The organism is Streptomyces sp. NPDC037421 (assembly GCF_055602105.1).
This window is the reverse complement of record NZ_JBVJWV010000001.1, coordinates 767,339-783,042: the sequence shown is the minus strand read 5'-3', so window position 1 is coordinate 783,042 and position 15,704 is coordinate 767,339. Positions and strand designations below refer to the sequence as shown.

The following is a 15,704-nucleotide window of genomic DNA, read 5'->3' as shown; positions in this document are numbered from 1 at the left end:
CCCCCCCCCCCCCCCCCCCCCCCCCCCCCCCCCCCCCCCCCCCCCCCCCCCCCCCCCCCCCCCCCCCCCCCCCCCCCCCCCCCCCCCCCCGGCGCCTTTCGCGTTCCCGTGACGCGCGTCTCCCCGGTCTTGCGGCAGGGGGCTGTCCAGACATGCCCGATCACGAGATATCTTGATGTCGAGCAATGTTGCAGACGAGAGACGCAGACTGTGGAGCGGAGCATCCGGTGACTGACTCGACCATCATCTACACGCACACTGACGAGGCCCCGGCCCTCGCGACGTATTCCTTCCTGCCTGTGATCCAGGCCTACGCGTCGACGGCCGGTGTGAATGTCGAGACCCGTGACATCTCCCTGGCCGGTCGGATCATCGCCGTCTTCCCCGAGTACCTCGAGGAGGGGCAGCGGATCGCCGACGCCCTCGCCGAGCTCGGCGAGCTGGCGAAGACCCCCGAGGCCAACATCATCAAGCTGCCCAACATCTCGGCTTCGATCCCGCAGCTGAAGGCCGCGATCGCCGAGCTCCAGGGCCAGGGCTACGCCCTTCCGGACTACCCGGACGACCCGAAGTCGGACGAGGAGCGCGAGATCCGCGCCCGCTACGACAAGATCAAGGGCAGCGCCGTCAACCCGGTCCTGCGCGAGGGCAACTCCGACCGCCGCGCCCCCGCCTCGGTGAAGAACTACGCCAAGGCCCACCCGCACCGCATGGGCGCCTGGACCCCCGAGTCGAAGACGAACGTCGCCACCATGGGCGAGAACGACTTCCGCTCCACCGAGAAGTCCGCCGTGATCGCCGAGGCCGGCACGCTGCGCATCGAGCACGTCACCGCCGACGGTGCCACCACGGTCCTGCGCGAGTCCGTACCGGTCCTCGCCGGTGAGGTCGTGGACGCGTCCGTCATGCACGTCGACGCCCTGCGTACCTTCCTGAACGACCAGATCGAGCGTGCCAAGGCCGAGGACGTCCTGTTCTCCGTGCACCTCAAGGCCACGATGATGAAGGTCTCCGACCCGATCATCTTCGGCCACGTGGTCCGCGCCTTCTTCCCGAAGACCTTCGCCCGCTACGGCGAGACCCTCGCCGCCGCCGGCCTGTCCCCGAACGACGGCCTCGGCACCATCCTGAACGGCCTGGGCGGCCTCGCCGACGGCGACGCGATCAAGGCCTCCTTCGACGCCGAGATCGCCGAGGGCCCGGCCCTCGCGATGGTCGACTCCGACAAGGGCATCACCAACCTGCACGTGCCGTCCGACGTCATCGTCGACGCCTCCATGCCGGCCATGATCCGCACCTCCGGCCACATGTGGGGCCCGGACGGCGCCGAGGCCGACACCCTCGCCGTCCTCCCGGACAGCAGCTACGCGGGCGTCTACCAGGCCGTCGTGGAGGACTGCCGCGCCCACGGCGCCTTCGACCCGGCCACCATGGGCTCGGTGCCGAACGTCGGTCTGATGGCCCAGAAGGCCGAGGAGTACGGCAGCCACGACAAGACCTTCGAGATCGCCGCCGCGGGCACCGTCCGCGTCGTCGACGCCGCGGGCAACGTGGTCATCGAGCAGGAGGTCGCCGCCGGCGACATCTTCCGCGCCTGCCAGACCAAGGACCTGCCCATCCAGGACTGGGTCAAGCTCGCCGTCACCCGCGCCCGCGCCACCGGCGCCCCGGCCGTCTTCTGGCTCGACGAGACCCGCGCCCACGACGCGCAGCTCATCGCCAAGGTGAAGACGTACCTCGCGGACCACGACACCGAGGGCCTGACCATCGAGATCCTCTCCCCGGTCGAGGCCACGAAGTACTCCCTGGAGCGCATCCGCCGCGGCGAGGACACCATCTCGGTGACCGGCAACGTGCTGCGCGACTACCTGACCGACCTCTTCCCGATCCTGGAGCTGGGCACCAGCGCCAAGATGCTGTCGGTCGTCCCGCTGATGGCGGGCGGCGGCCTCTTCGAGACGGGCGCCGGCGGCTCCGCCCCGAAGCACGTCCAGCAGCTGGTCAAGGAGAACTACCTGCGCTGGGACTCGCTGGGCGAGTTCTTCGCGCTGGCCGCCTCCTTCGAGCACCTCGCCGCCACCACCGGCAACGCCCGCGCCCAGATCCTGGCCGACACCCTGGACCGCGCCACCGGCACCTTCCTCAACGAGGACAAGTCGCCGACCCGTCGCCTCGGCGGCATCGACAACCGCGGCAGCCACTTCTTCCTCGCCCTGTACTGGGCGCAGGAGCTGGCCGGCCAGAGCGACGACGCGCAGCTGGCGGCGGCCTTCGAGCCGCTCGCCAAGACGCTGGCCGAGCAGGAGACGGCCATCGTCTCCGAGCTGAACGCCGTCCAGGGCTCCCCGGCCGAGATCGGCGGCTACTTCCAGCCCGACCCGGCCAAGGCGGCCGAGGTGATGCGTCCCTCCGCGACGCTGAACCAGGCGCTCGCCATCCTGGGCTGACACCCGCAGCAGTAGGCAGTACGCGCTCCGCCCCGGCCAGGCCCCGTGCCCGGCCGGGGCGGACCCGTGTCCGGGCACCGGCGGCTCAGAGCCGGTGCACCCGCCCCTGCCCCACGGCGAGGGGATGCCGGCCGGCCGCCAGGATGCGCAGGCCGGGCGCGGCGTCGAGCAGCTCCCGCAGCCAGGTCAGCGCCTCGGGGCCGAGCCGGTCGCTGCCGTCCAGGACCAGCAGCATGTCCCGCTCCGCCAGCCAGGAGGCGGCGTTGGCCGTGCCGCAGGGCAGGAAGGGCATGCCCGGTACGCAGCCCAGCGCGGCCACGAGGCCGCGTACGCCGCCGTCAGGACTGACGGTGACCACCGCGGCCCCGTCGCAGAAGTTGGACGCCAGCCGCCGGGCGACGTCCCGCACCAGCAGGCTCCGGGCCTCGTGGAACCGGCCCGTGACCGTCAGCACCCGGCCCCGCCGGACGGCGGTGAGCAGGCTGGAGAGCCCGGTGGACGTGGTCGGCAGTGTTCCGGTCGCTCCGCCCGATGGTGTCGGCCGGGAGTCCCCCATCATCACGATGCCCCCCGTTGCATGCGTGACCCCGTGCGGCACGAGGGTTGTTTCGCGCCGCGTGACGACGATTATGCGTCAATTCAGCCGTATGACCAGGGGAATGCCGTATTCCGGCGCATGGTCCGAGAACGCCCTGGTCAGCCGATGCCCTGCCGGTCGCGGCGCACGGTTGTCCGCGGGGCGGCGATCGGCCGTACAGCGGAACGGCCCCGGCGGCGGGGCGCGTCCACCGGGAGGGCCCGGATGACAGCGCACCGGCGGCACTCCCGCCCGTCCGGGCGCCGGGCCGCCGACGAGGCAGGCAACACCACCACCCTGCGCTCCACGTGGACCCACGCCATCGAGGACGGGGCCGACTGGGTGCAGCCGACCACCTGGAACGACTACTCCGAGGGCAGCCAGTTTCGCCCCGCCCCAGCACAACGGCCACGCCTACCTGGACCTCACCTCGTAAGCACACGGCCCCGGCCGGCGTCCACGCCGAACTGCTGCCGCTGCGGCCCGGGACCAGCTCGGCGGAGGTGGCCCGCGGCGGGAAGAGCACGGCGCGGGTGGAGCTGCCGTACGCCGTGGACCACGAGGTGCCGGTGCAGGACCTCCAGTACTACGCGGCGACCAGCGGCCGCCCGGGGTGACGGGTCACCGGCAGGGGGACGGACGTCCGGCCGGGCAGGCCAATCCGGCGCAAGCGGCCCTTCCGTCCCGGGGAACGAGACACCATGCTCCGGGTGCGGGCTCACGAGGCCCGCACCCGACACGACCCGTCCGGAGGTACCCGTGCCCGCGCCGTCCGCCCGCTCAGCCCCGCCCGCCTACCCCGGCGGCCCCGGCCTCTTCCGGCTGGACCCCGCCGTCGCCCACCTCAACCACGGCTCCTACGGCGCCGTCCCGCTGCCCGTCCAGGAGGCGCAGGAGGCCCTGCGGGCGGAGGCCCACGCCGACCCCGACGCCTTCTTCCACGCCCTCCCCGACCGGCTGGCCGCCGCCCGCGCCCGGATCGCGGCCCGGCTGGGCACCGACCCGGACGGCCTCGCGTTCATCTCCAACGCCACCGAGGGCGCCAACCTCGCCTTCGAAGCCATCCCGCTCGCCGAGGGCGACGAGGTGCTCGTCACCGACCACGGCTACGGCACCGTCACCGCGGCCGCCGCCCGCCGCGCCCGCGTGACCACCGTGGCCCTGGACCCGCACCTGCCCGACGAGGACGCCGTACGCGAGACCGTGCTGGCCGCGCTCACGCCCCGCACCAAGGCGGTCCTGCTCGACCACGTCAGCTCGCCCACCGCCCGCCTCATCGCATCACCCCGGCTGCTCGCCGAGCTCTCGGAGCGCGGGATCACCACCGTCGTCGACGGCGCCCACACCCCGGGCATGCTGGCCGAGCCGGTCGCCGCCGGCGCCGACTTCTGGTTCGGCAACCTCCACAAGTGGGGGTACGCGCCCTCCGGCACCGCCCTCCTCGCCGTCGCCCCCGCCCACCGGGCCCGGGTCCGCTCCCTCTCCCCGTCCTGGCAGGACCACCTCGGCTTCCCGCGCTCCGTCGAGTACCGCGCCACCGCCGACTACACCGGCTGGCTGGCCGCCCCCGAGGGCCTCGACCTCATCGAACGGCTCGGCGCCGACGGGGTCCGGGCCCACAACAGCGCCCTCGCCGCCTACGGGGCTCAGCAGCTCGCCCGGATCCCCGGCCTGACCCCGCTCCCGCACACCCCCGGCCTGGCCATGCGCTCCCTGCTGCTGCCGCCCGGCACCGCCGAGACCCAGGACGCCGCCGCGGCCATGCGCGAGGAGATCGCGGCGAAGGCCCGCATCCGCACCCTCGTCTGGGCCCGGCCGGGCGGCGGCGGCATCCGGGTCTGCGGGCAGCTCTACAACCGCGCCGAGGAGTACGAGCGCCTCGCCGAGGCCCTGCCCGCCTTCCTCAGGAGCGCCTGAGCAGATAGGTGTCCATGATCCAGCCCTTGCGGGCCCGGGCCTCGGTCCGCAGCTCCTCGATGCGGCCGGACACCTCCGCCAGCTTCCCCTGGACCAGGATCTCGTCCGGAGTGCCGACGTAGGCGCCCCAGTAGATGTAGAGGTCCTGGTCCAGGTGGGCGGTGAAGGCGTGCCGGGCGTCCAGCATCACCACCACGTCGTCCACGTCCTGCGGCCAGCCCTCCGCGAGCCGGCGGCCGGTGGTGATCTGGACCGGCCGCCCGACCCGGTTCAGGTTGGTCCGGTGCCTGGCCAGCAGCGCCGACACGCTGCTGATGCCGGGCACCACCTCGTGCTCGAACGCCACCCGGCCGCGCTCCAGCACCTCCTCCAGGATCGCGAGGGTGGAGTCGTACAGGGAGGGGTCGCCCCACACCAGGAACGCGCCCGTCTCGCCCTCCGCCAGGTCCTCGGCGATGAACCGCTCGAAGATCCCGGCCCGCGCACTGCGCCAGCCGTCCACCGTCGGGGTGTAGTCGGCCGGGGTGCGGTCCCGGTCCGGGTCGCGGCCCTCCACCAGCCGGTGGCCGGGACGGGCGTGCGCGTCGAGCATCGCCCGCCGCAGACCGGTCAGGTCCGACTTCTCCTCCCCCTTCTCCAGGATGAGGAATGCGTCCGCCGCGCCGATCGCCCTGACCGCCTGGAGGGTCAGGTGGTCCGGGTCGCCCGCGCCTATGCCGATCACTGAGAACTTCTTCACCGGGCTATTGTGCCCATCATGCGCGCCGCCCTGTTCGTCACCTGCGTCAACGACGCGCTGTACCCCCGGACCGGCATCGCCGTCGTACGGCTCCTGGAGCGGCTCGGCGTCCAGGTGGACTTCCCCGCCGCCCAGAGCTGCTGCGGCCAGCCCCAGTACAACACCGGCTACCGCCGCGAGGCCGAGCCGCTGCTGCGCCGCACCGCCGGGGCCTTCGCCGGGTACGACCACGTGGTCACCCCCTCCGGCTCCTGCGCCGCGATGATCCGCGAGCACTACCCGCGCATCGGCCGCAGGGCCGCCGAGGAGGGGCGGGGGAGCGAGCTGGGGGAACTCGCGGGGGACCTCGTACCGCGCGTCCACGAGCTGACCGAGTTCCTCGTGGACGTCCTCGGCGTCACCGACGTCGGCGCGTACTTCCCGCACACCGTCACCTACCACCCCTCCTGCCACGGCCTGCGCTCCCTGGGCCTCGGCGAGCGCCCCCGGCGGCTGCTGTCCGCCGTCAAGGGCCTGGAACTGGTCGAGCTGCCCGGAGCCGAGGAGTGCTGCGGCTTCGGCGGCACCTTCGCCGTCAAGAACCCCGACGTGTCCACCGCCATGGGCGCCGACAAGACCGCCGCCGCCCTCGCCACCGGCGCCGAGGTGCTGTGCGGGGCCGACAACTCCTGCCTCGCCCACCTCGGCGGCATCCTCCACCGGGCCGGGGACCCGATGCGCACCCTGCACCTCGCCGAGATCCTGGCCGCCACGGAGGAGGACCCCCTGCCATGACCGGTACGCACCTCGGCATGCCCGCGTTCCCGCCGTTCCCCACCGCCGCCCGCGAAGCCGTACGGGACGGCGTACTGCGCGCCAACCTCCGGCACGCCACCCACACCATCCGCGACAAACGCGCCCGCGCGGTCGCCGAACTCGCCGACTGGGACCGGCTGCGCGCCGCGGGCAAGGCCGTCAAGGACCACACCCTGCGCCACCTCGACCGCTACCTGCTCCAGTTGGAGGCCTCCGTCACCGCGGCCGGCGGCACCGTGCACTGGGCCGCCGACGCCGACGAGGCCAACCGCATCGTCACCGGCCTGGTCCGCGCCACCGGCGAGCGGGAAGTCGTCAAGGTCAAGTCCATGGCCACCCAGGAGACCGGCCTCAACGAAGCCCTGGAAGCCGCCGGGATCACCGCCTACGAGACCGACCTCGCCGAACTCATCGTCCAGCTCGGCCACGACCGGCCCTCGCACATCCTGGTCCCCGCCATCCACCGCAACCGGGGCGAGATCCGCGACATCTTCCGCTCCGAGATGGGCGCATGGGGCCGGCCGGCCCCCGAGGACCTCCGCGACGACCCGCGCGAACTCGCCGAAGCCGCCCGCCTCCACCTGCGCGAGAAGTTCCTGCGCGCCAAGGTGGCCGTCTCCGGCGCCAACTTCATGGTCGCCGAGACCGGCACCATGGTCGTCCTAGAATCCGAGGGCAACGGCCGCATGTGCCTGACCCTGCCCGACACCCTCATCTCGGTCGTCGGCATCGAGAAGGTCGTCCCCACCTTCCGCGACCTGGAGGTCTTCCTCCAGACCCTGCCACGCTCCTCCACCGCCGAGCGGATGAACCCGTACACCACCATGTGGACCGGGACCACGGAGACGGACGGCCCCTCAGCCTTCCACCTCGTCCTCCTCGACAACGGCCGCACCGACACCCTCGCCGACGAGACCGGCCGCCAGGCCCTGCGCTGCATCCGCTGCTCCGCCTGCCTGAACGTCTGCCCCGTCTACGAGCGCGCCGGCGGCCACGCCTACGGCTCCGTCTACCCGGGCCCCATCGGCGCCGTCCTCAGCCCCCAACTGCGCGGCACCGGCAGCGCCATCGACGCCACCCTGCCCTACGCCTCCACCCTGTGCGGGGCCTGCTACGAGGTCTGCCCCGTCGCCATCGACATCCCCGAGGTCCTCGTCCACCTGCGCGAACGCGTGGTCCAGGGCGGCCCCGTGACCCGCGACGGCGTCCGCGTACGCCTGCGCCCCGCGCACGGCCACACCGCCGAGCGGGCCGCCATGCGCGCCGCCCGGCTGCTCCTCGACCATCCCGGCGCGTTGCGCGCGGGGGAACGGCTGCTGGCCCGCGCCCGCCGGCTGCGCCCCCGCCGCCTCCCGGGCCCGGGCCGGGCCTGGACCGACACCCGCGAACTGCCCGACATCCCGGCGGAATCCTTCCGCGACTGGTGGCTCAGAGAACGGGGGACCCGAGGTTGAGCACCAGGGACCGCATCCTGTCCCGCATCCGGAGGGCCACCGCACAGGCCCCGGACGCCCCGCCCGTCCCCCGGGACTACCTCCGCGTCCACGGCAGCCGCACCCCGGCCGAGACCGCAGACCTCCTCGCCGCCAACCTCACGGAGTACCGGGCGAAGGTGCACCGCACCGACGAGGACGGCCTCGCGCTGCTGCTGGCCCGCCTGCTCTCCGCCTCCCGCACGGTCCTCGTCCCGCCGGCCCTGCCCGGGCACTGGCTGGCGTCCACCGCCGCGACCCGCATCCACGACCGCGCGGCCGCCACCCCGTACGACCTCGACCGGATCGACAGCGTGGTCACCGGCTGCGCCCTGGCCATCGCCGAGACCGGCACCGTCGTCCTCGACGGCGGCCCCGACCAGGGCCGGCGGCGCATCACCCTGGTCCCGGACCACCACGTCTGCGTGGTCCGCGTCCCCGGCCAGGTCGTGGACTCCGTCCCGCAGGCCCTCGAACGCCTCGACCCGACCCGCCCGCTGACCTGGATCTCCGGCCCCTCGGCCACCAGCGACATCGAGCTCGACCGGGTGGAAGGAGTGCACGGCCCCCGCACCCTGGAGGTCGTCCTCCTCGGCGCACAATAGGCCCCATGCCATCCCACATCGCCCTCACCGCCCTCGTGGTCCGCGACTACGACGAGGCCATCGACTTCTACACCCGCGCACTCGGCTTCGAACTCGCCGAGGACACCCCCCGGCCGGACGGCTCCCGCTGGGTCGTGGTCCGCCCGCCCGGCGCCAAGGAGTCCGCCCTGCTGCTGGCCCGCGCCAAGGACGAGGCCCAGCGCTCCCGCGTCGGCGACCAGACGGGCGGCCGCGTCGGCTTCTTCCTCTACACCGCCGACTTCGCCGCCGACCACGCCCGGATGACGGCCGAGGGCGTCCGCTTCCTGGAGGAGCCGCGCCACGAGCCGTACGGCTCCGTAGCCGTCTTCGAGGACCTCTACGGCAACCGCTGGGACCTCCTCCAGCCGGCCTAGGCCAGCCGGGGGGCCTCGGCCGCCGCGTCGATCCGCTCCCCGGCCTCCACCCGCCCGGCCAGCTCCCGGGCCCACCCGACCAGCCCGGCCACGCCGATCCCGTACGCGTCCCCACGCCCGGCCAGGGCCGCGGCCCCGCGCCGCAGCAGCCGTGCCCCGCCGACGGAGTTCCCCCGCGCGGCGTGCGTCAGCCCCACGGCCAGCTGAGCCAGCCCCCGCCACAGACCGGCGTCCTCCGGGGGCCCGGACTTCCACGCGTCCTCGAACACCTCGTGCGCGTGGAAGGGCATCCCGGCGTCCAGCAGCCGCTGCGCCTCCGCCACCGTCCGCTCCGGCGTCCGCACCACCCCCTCGGGCTGCCGGGCCACGCCCTCTGCCCCGTACGGCAGCGGCCGCCCCAGCCCGTCCCGCGGCCGCGCACTGCGCGCCCGCCCCTCACCGTCCCGGTCGCGTTCCCGTTCCTTCACCCGGCCATCCTGCCCGTCGCCGATTACCCGTGCACACGCACCCCTCGGCGTGGGGTAATGTTCTGCATGTGCCCGGCACGAGGGGGAAACCCCAGGTGAGGGGCACGAAGCAGTAACGGGACGTGGCGCAGCTTGGTAGCGCACTTGACTGGGGGTCAAGGGGTCGCAGGTTCAAATCCTGTCGTCCCGACTGTGCTTTACGCACGTCGGAGGTCGTCTTCTCAGAAATGGGAAGGCGGCCTTTCGTGCGTCCGGAGCCGTGGTGGTCGCAATGTGGTCGCATGCCCCGACCGGGGCTGGTTCGCGGTGGTACTGAAGGCCTGCGGACTGGGGAAGCGGAGTCGGCGGGGCTTCGCGGATCCGGTGGACGTGGTCGCCTGGTGGTCGCAGCCACGCCGTACGGCCCGTTTGATGGCTGGCGTTCTCGGCTCTGGTGAGGGTGTGGTCGATGGTGTCGACGGCTTCGCGGGCTGCCTGCTGGGTGAGGTGGCTGTAGAGGTTGGCGGTCGTCGACAGGGTGGAGTGCCGCAGGGTCTGGGAGACGACGGTGAGCGGCACGCCGGTGGTGATGGTGATCGTGGCGGCCAGGTGGCGGAGGTCGTGCACCGTGACCCTGGGGACACCGGCTTCGGCGGAGAGGCGGCGAAGTCGGTCGAGGACCTGATGAGGTCCGAGCGGTCGGCCGTCGGGTCTGCAGAAGACGAGTCCGGTGAACGGATCGTCAGGATCGCCGCGTGTTCGGGGCATTGTTTGTGTGTGGTGCCGGAGGGCGGTGGCGACGCGGGGTGAGATGGCGACCCAGCCGCGGCTCGACCGGGTCTTCGGTGTGGTGATGCCGAGGTGGTTGTTGTCGATGGCGGAGAGGGTGCAGCGCACGTAGAGGACGCCCTCGGGCAGGTGGGCGTCGTCCCAGTGGAGGCCGAGGGCTTCGCCCTTGCGGAGGCCGGTGCTGATGCGGAACTCGAACAGGTCGGCCATCTCGGGATCGGCATGGTGGCAGTAGCCGAGGAAGGGGGCGGCTTCCTGCGCCGTCCAGATGCGACGCTCCGGCGATGGTGGTCGGTGCAGGACCGGGGGACGGGCCGGGTTGTGGGGCAGTCGGTGCTGCCGGACGGCGTCACCGAGGGCGCTGGAGAGGGTGGCAAGGCATCGGTAGAGGGTGGTTTCGCCGCGGCCGGCGGCGAGCTGGCAGGTGACGTAGGCCGAGATGTGCCTGTGGGCGAGCTGGTCGAGCTTGAGGGTGCCGAAGGCCGGGGTGAGGTCGTTGCGGACGTAGTCGCGGTAGCGGGCCATTGTGGTCGGCTTCAGCACGAGGGCCTTCGCGGCCAGCCAGGTGTTGAGGTAGGCAGCGACGGTCTGGCTCGGGTCGGCGTTGTATCCGCCGGCCTCGCCCTCGAGGAACCGGCCCAGGGCCTGCTCGGCGGAGTCTTGGGTGGGGAATCCGCCTCGGCGGACGGTGGTGCGGTGGTGGTCTGGGGTGGGGACGTCGACGGCGAAGTTCCAGGTGCCGTGCTGGCTGTCGGTGGTCAGGTGGGGCAGTGGGTGCCGAGCTGGTGGTGCTGGGGGTCTCGGCAGCCGCAGCGGCGGTAGATCCGGCCGCGGCCGGCGCTGGTACGCATGGGGATCGCCTCCGGGAGGCGGGAACGGGGGTGGGGTTCTTCCAGCGTGCGACCACAAGCGACCACCATGCCGCCCGAAGGTGCGTGACCAGGGCGTTTCCCTTGTTGGCGCGCCAAGGGGCCTATCCGGGAGCGTGGCAGCAGATTCTTCGTCTGCTGGTGGTACAGCAGCCACACCCGTGCTGACCTGCGGAAATCGCGGCAGGCGAGGGCTCTCTGGTGAGGACTGGTACGGGAATGGTCCGGATCTTGGTCCTGGTTGATCCCAGGCGGAGAAGCCGGCGCGGGATGGGAAGTTCCGGGAGCCGCCCATGTCCTGCATGTCCCGTGCGCTCGCCAGCCGGACCGGGGCTGTGGTCGTCCTACCGCCAAGGTGCCTGGACGCGCTGCGCCTGTTGTTGTCCGGAGGCGGCGTCTGCGCGTGCCATGGACAAGGGGGCGGGGGAGCCGCCCGGTGGCCGGCATCGACGTCACGTGCTGGGCGTCCTTGATGCCAGCACGTCGGCGGCAACGCCGAGGTTCTGGCGGCCGCTGAACCTTGAGAAGGTGCCCCGTGTAGTTCAGGCGAGTGGCGCGTTGACAAAGCACGCGCACAAACTGATGATGTAATCAGTTGTGCGGAGATGCTCAAACTTGCCTCGCATCGCCGCGCCTCATGTGGCGAAGTGGCTGATTCGCGACTTATGTGAAAACCCTCACGATCCTATTGATGCGGCTCTGCCGAGTCGCCGTACAGCGTCGGCCGGCGGTCGACGCCGGACCACAAGGAGAGGTGCCATGAGCGAGACCGATCTGCAAGCGAAGTTCCAGAAGCTGCCCGAGGCCGTCCGTGAGCGCGTCGAGTCGACGCTGGCGGACGCGAAGATCGCGCTCAAGCTCCGCGTTGCCGAGTTGCTGGCCGACAAGGAGGAGATGGCCGAGCATGCCGTCACCACCGCCGGCCGAATCGGAGCCAAGAGCGGTGAGGTGTCCGAGCTGACCACGATCCTGCCGCTGAAGCCGAACGGCGCCGAACGCCTGCGGAAGTTCTTCAAGCTGGTCGGTGGGAATCTTGCGGGCGCCGGCCAGGTCGGCACGCTGCACAACATGCGCTTCGTGTTCCTCGACAACGACACTAAGCTGCTGTTCGCGACCGCCTTCGACGGCGAGTGGGACCCTTACATCGACGACTTCGCCACCAAGATCCCCGACTTCATGGACTACCTGTTCACCAACGTGGAGGGCTGGCCCGGCATCACCTCGCCCGACGTGAAGGACTTCATCGTCAAGTACCAGATCCCGGCGGAAGCGTGGTTCGTCGCCCATCCCAACCTCACCGTCGCGGAAGCCCACCGGCTCAAGCGGCAGGAGGCCGCGGTGCAGCGCTTCCTGTCGGACCTCAACTGAGGGCAGGCGCACCATGCCTTCCCCGCTGTTCCGGCGGCTGCGCCGGCCCCCGACCCTGGATCTCCACGACATCCAGGCGACTCTGCTGCGGGCCCGGCCTGAGCCCTACTTCGGTACCCACGCGATCCTGGAGATCACCGAGCCCGCGGCGGGCAGGGAACTGCTGCGCAGACTGGCTCCGCGGGTGACCTCGGCGGCCCGCTGGGACGAACCGCAGGCGTCCTGGCTGGCCCTCGCCCTCAGCTATCAGGGACTGGTGGCGCTGGGCGTGCCGGAGACATCACTGGCCTCCTTCCCCGCCAACTTCCGTGCCGGAATGGCCGCCCGCGCCGAGCGGCTGCGCGACACCGGCGTGAACGCGCCCAAGAACTGGGAGTTCCCCTTCGGTACGTCGCGCGTGCACGTCGCCGTCACGGTGTACGCCGCGAGCGAGGACGACTGGCGTGCCGAAGTCGCTGCCTACGAGAAGGAGTTGGATGAGGTTCCGGGTGTGCGGCTGCTGTCCCACCAGGACTTCGCGGCCGACGGGTTCAATGTGTTCGGCTACCGGGACGGCTTCAGTCAGCCGGTGGTCGAGGGCAGCGGCGCCGAACCGCTGCCCGGCGACGGGCGCCCGATCAAGGCGGGCGAGTTCGTGCTCGGGTACCCGAGCGAGACAGGCGTCCCGCTGCCCGTTCCGGCTCCGGACGTCCTCGGCCGCAACGGCACCTACGTGGTCTTCCGCAAGTACCACTCCCACGTCGCCGCCTTCAACAAGTGGCTGCACGACAACGCCCGTACAGAAGCCGAACGCGAACTGCTGGCCGCCAAGCTCGTCGGCCGCTGGCGCAGTGGCGCACCCCTGGCCCTGGCCCCCGAGCGCGACGATCCTGCGATCGGCGAGGACCCGAACCGGATCAACGACTTCGACTACGCCGCCGACCCGCGCGGACTGCGCACACCGCTGGGTTCCCACATCCGCCGGATGAACCCGCGCGACACCAAGCTGACGGTCCTCACCGACGTCAACATCCGCCGGATCGTCCGCCGCGGCACCTCCTACGGCGCCCCGCTGCCCCCGGACCGGCTCAAGGACGACGGCAAGCCGCGCGGCCTGGACTTCATCGCCCTCGGCGCACGCGCGATCGACAACGTCGAGTTCCTGCAGAGCGAGTGGGTCGGTTCCGGAAACTTCATGGGCCTGGGCAAAGAGAAGGACCCGATGATCTCCTTGCAGGACAAGGGCGCCTACTTCACGGTGCCCGGCACTCCGCCCCGCAGGGTGCAGAACATCCAGTCCTTCAACACCCTGCTCGGCGGCGAGTACTTCTTCATGCCCAGCCTGCCCGCCATCCGCTGGCTCGGCAGCAACTGACCCCAGTACCCTCGCGCGGAGGCCGCCCATGACCACACCCCGCACGTACGTCAAGTACCACCCCGACCTCGAACAGCCCTTCCCCGACGAGGAGGAACTGATCCGGCAAGTCGTCGAGGCCATGGGCAAGGCCAACCAGCAAGTCGCCGACAAGCACCGGCACGGCCTGCGCGACGCCCACGCCAAAAGTCACGGCGTCCTCGCCGGCGAACTGCGCATCCACTCCAATCTCCCCGACCACCTGGCCCAGGGCCTCTTCGCCGAACCGGCCGCCTACCCGGTGATCGTCCGCTTCTCCTCCGCCCCCGGCGACCTGCGCTCCGACCAGGTACCCGTCCAGCGCGGCATCGCCATCAAGGTCATCGGCGCGCCCGGCCCCCGCGCCCTCGACGACGGCCACACCACCCAGGACTTCCTCCTCGTCAACCACCCCACCCTTCCCTTCGGGAACATCGCCGAGTACGCCAAACTCCAGGACCTGCTGGAAAAGCAGCCCCGCCAGAGCGACCAGCAGCTCCAGCTCACCGGGCTGGCCGCCCGCGCCGCCGCCAAGGCCCTCACCCGCGTGGGACGCCCGCTGCCACCGGCCGTGGAGACCCTGGCCGCCGCCAACCACCACATCCTCGGCGAGACGTTCCACTCCATGGCCGCTCTGCGCTACGGCGACCACGTCGCCAAGATCTCGGCCGCGCCGCGCTCCGCCAACGTGCGGGCCCTGACCGGCCGACCTGTCGAGAAGAAGGCGGGCGAGTCGGCGCTGCGCGACCTCGTCGTCGACTTCTTCGCGCACAACAGCGCCGAGTACGACATCCGCGCCCAGCTGTGCACGGACATCGACCGCATGCCCGTGGAGGACGCGTCAGCCCTGTGGCCCGAGGAGCTGTCACCCCACGAAGTCGTGGCCGTGCTCCACCTGCCCGCACAGGACGCCTACAGCGACGCCCGCCGCCGCTACGCGGACGACGTCCTCTCCTTCAGCCCCTGGCATGCCCTGGAGGTCCACCGGCCGCTGGGCTCCATCATGCGCTCCCGCCGCGCCGCCTATCCCAGCTCCAGCGACTTCCGCCACCGGCTCAACGGGGTCGACCCCCAGGAGCCGGCAAGCATCAAGGAGCTTCCCGCCTGATCAGGCAGGCCGATCCGCGGATGAGGCCCCGGATCGGGCCGGGACTCACGTGTCAGAATGGATGTGCCCGTTCTCCGTCCGGTTTTCATCATCGAGGTTCTTCCGTGTCCCAGCCCGTTGGCCGTGTGCCGCAGCGACGCAATGCACGGTCCAACCGGGCGCGCATCCTGGCCACCGCGCGCCAGGAGCTCGGGCGGAACCCCGACACCACTCTGGAGGAGCTGGCGCGCGCCTCCGGTGTCGTCAGGCGCACTCTTTTCGGGCACTTCCCCGGACGGGCGGCGCTCCTGGAGGCGCTGGCCGAGGAGGCCGCCGAGGCTCTCCAGGCCGCCGCGGCGGCCGGGTTGAAGGCGGCGGACCCGGCCGAGCGGGCGCTCGCGCGCTTCTCGTTGTCGATGTGGCCGGTGGGCGACCGGTACCGGATGCTCCTGGCGCTGGCCCAGCGGGACCTGGGCATGGAACGGGTCACCGAGATCCTCGAGCCCGCCCGCGTCAAGGTCACCGCCATTCTGGAACGGGGGCAGCGGGACGGCGTCTTCCACTCCCACCTGCCGCCCGCGGTCATGGGTGCCGGCCTGGAGGGGATGACGGTCGCCCTGCTGGAAGAGGTCAACACCGGCGCGCTGGAGGACGACGGGACGCGTACGGCCGTCGCCACGCTCATCGCGGCCGGTGTGCCGGAGAAGCAGGCACGCCTCGTGGTCGATGACGTGGCCGCCGCGATCGCGGCGGAAGCCGTCGCCGATAGCTGAGTCGCAGCCAGCTGTTGGTGCAGAGGTGGAACAGACCCCGGTGCGAGGGCATC

At 71.9% G+C, this 15,704-nt stretch carries 14 protein-coding genes and 1 tRNA gene; 11 read left to right on the top strand and 4 right to left on the bottom strand.

The annotated features are described in order from the left end of the window. Positions 1-227 precede the first annotated feature (227 nt). The gene (locus ACZ7IF_RS03460) at positions 228-2,447 is read left to right on the top strand and encodes an NADP-dependent isocitrate dehydrogenase (RefSeq protein ID WP_470962233.1); all 2,220 of its coding nucleotides are present in this window, start codon (positions 228-230) and stop codon (positions 2,445-2,447) included. An 85-nt stretch (positions 2,448-2,532) separates the two neighbouring features. Here ACZ7IF_RS03460 and ACZ7IF_RS03455 read toward each other — a convergent pair whose 3' ends face one another. Further along, positions 2,533-3,006 carry a hypothetical protein gene (locus ACZ7IF_RS03455; protein ID WP_470962230.1) on the bottom strand — a complete coding sequence of 158 codons (474 nt, stop codon included), beginning with the start codon at positions 3,004-3,006 and terminating at the stop codon, positions 2,533-2,535. A gap of 777 nt (positions 3,007-3,783) precedes the next feature. On the opposite strand from ACZ7IF_RS03455, the gene ACZ7IF_RS03450 reads away from it, so the two are divergent. Further along, a complete protein-coding gene (locus tag ACZ7IF_RS03450; RefSeq protein ID WP_470962227.1) occupies positions 3,784-4,941 on the top strand; it encodes an aminotransferase class V-fold PLP-dependent enzyme in 1,158 nt (385 codons plus the stop codon). On the opposite strand, the gene cobF is transcribed toward ACZ7IF_RS03450, so the two are convergent. After that, positions 4,928-5,680 carry a precorrin-6A synthase (deacetylating) gene (cobF, locus tag ACZ7IF_RS03445; RefSeq protein ID WP_470962224.1) on the bottom strand — a complete coding sequence of 251 codons (753 nt, stop codon included), beginning with the start codon at positions 5,678-5,680 and terminating at the stop codon, positions 4,928-4,930. The genes ACZ7IF_RS03450 and cobF overlap by 14 nt on opposite strands. 18 nt (positions 5,681-5,698) lie before the next feature. Here cobF and ACZ7IF_RS03440 point away from each other — a divergent pair, with 18 nt between their 5' ends. The 4 genes from ACZ7IF_RS03440 to ACZ7IF_RS03425 are packed head-to-tail and all read left to right on the top strand — an operon-like array spanning position 5,699 to position 8,947. Beyond that, a complete protein-coding gene (locus ACZ7IF_RS03440) occupies positions 5,699-6,454 on the top strand; it encodes a (Fe-S)-binding protein (RefSeq protein ID WP_470962221.1) in 756 nt (251 codons plus the stop codon). Beyond that, positions 6,451-7,929, top strand: coding sequence for a lactate utilization protein B (locus ACZ7IF_RS03435; protein WP_470962218.1), 1,479 nt, complete (start codon positions 6,451-6,453; stop codon positions 7,927-7,929). Before ACZ7IF_RS03440 ends, ACZ7IF_RS03435 begins: the two co-directional genes overlap by 4 nt. Continuing rightward, positions 7,926-8,552, top strand: a complete 627-nt coding sequence (locus ACZ7IF_RS03430) for a LutC/YkgG family protein (protein ID WP_470962215.1) — start codon at positions 7,926-7,928, stop codon at positions 8,550-8,552. The genes ACZ7IF_RS03435 and ACZ7IF_RS03430 overlap by 4 nt, the downstream gene beginning before the upstream one ends. 5 nt (positions 8,553-8,557) lie before the next feature. Then, entirely contained in the window at positions 8,558-8,947 is a 390-nt protein-coding gene (locus ACZ7IF_RS03425; RefSeq protein ID WP_470962212.1) for a VOC family protein, read from the top strand. On the opposite strand, the gene ACZ7IF_RS03420 is transcribed toward ACZ7IF_RS03425, so the two are convergent. Beyond that, complete coding sequence (locus tag ACZ7IF_RS03420) at positions 8,944-9,414, bottom strand: DUF309 domain-containing protein (protein WP_470962209.1); 471 nt, start codon at positions 9,412-9,414, stop codon at positions 8,944-8,946. The two genes, ACZ7IF_RS03425 and ACZ7IF_RS03420, sit on opposite strands and share 4 nt — an antisense overlap. Before the next feature lie 116 nt (positions 9,415-9,530). On the opposite strand from ACZ7IF_RS03420, the gene ACZ7IF_RS03415 reads away from it, so the two are divergent. Next, a tRNA-Pro gene (locus ACZ7IF_RS03415) sits at positions 9,531-9,604 on the top strand. Here ACZ7IF_RS03415 and ACZ7IF_RS03410 read toward each other — a convergent pair. Further along, the gene (locus ACZ7IF_RS03410; RefSeq protein ID WP_470962206.1) at positions 9,586-11,091 is read right to left on the bottom strand and encodes a site-specific integrase; all 1,506 of its coding nucleotides are present in this window, start codon (positions 11,089-11,091) and stop codon (positions 9,586-9,588) included. The genes ACZ7IF_RS03415 and ACZ7IF_RS03410 overlap by 19 nt on opposite strands. A 719-nt stretch (positions 11,092-11,810) precedes the next feature. Here ACZ7IF_RS03410 and ACZ7IF_RS03405 point away from each other — a divergent pair. The 4 genes from ACZ7IF_RS03405 (at position 11,811) to ACZ7IF_RS03390 (ending at position 15,651) form a co-directional block, all read left to right on the top strand. Further along, positions 11,811-12,419, top strand: a complete 609-nt coding sequence (locus ACZ7IF_RS03405; protein ID WP_053788620.1) for a hypothetical protein — start codon at positions 11,811-11,813, stop codon at positions 12,417-12,419. 13 nt (positions 12,420-12,432) lie between these two features. Next, positions 12,433-13,773 carry a Dyp-type peroxidase gene (locus tag ACZ7IF_RS03400; protein WP_470962203.1) on the top strand — a complete coding sequence of 447 codons (1,341 nt, stop codon included), beginning with the start codon at positions 12,433-12,435 and terminating at the stop codon, positions 13,771-13,773. Positions 13,774-13,801: 28 nt separating this feature from the next. Further along, positions 13,802-14,899: a catalase family protein gene (locus ACZ7IF_RS03395; protein WP_470962200.1), complete on the top strand. Its 1,098-nt coding sequence runs from the start codon at positions 13,802-13,804 to the stop codon at positions 14,897-14,899. Between the two features lie 104 nt (positions 14,900-15,003). Next, positions 15,004-15,651 carry a TetR family transcriptional regulator gene (locus ACZ7IF_RS03390; protein WP_470962197.1) on the top strand — a complete coding sequence of 216 codons (648 nt, stop codon included), beginning with the start codon at positions 15,004-15,006 and terminating at the stop codon, positions 15,649-15,651. Positions 15,652-15,704 lie beyond the last annotated feature (53 nt).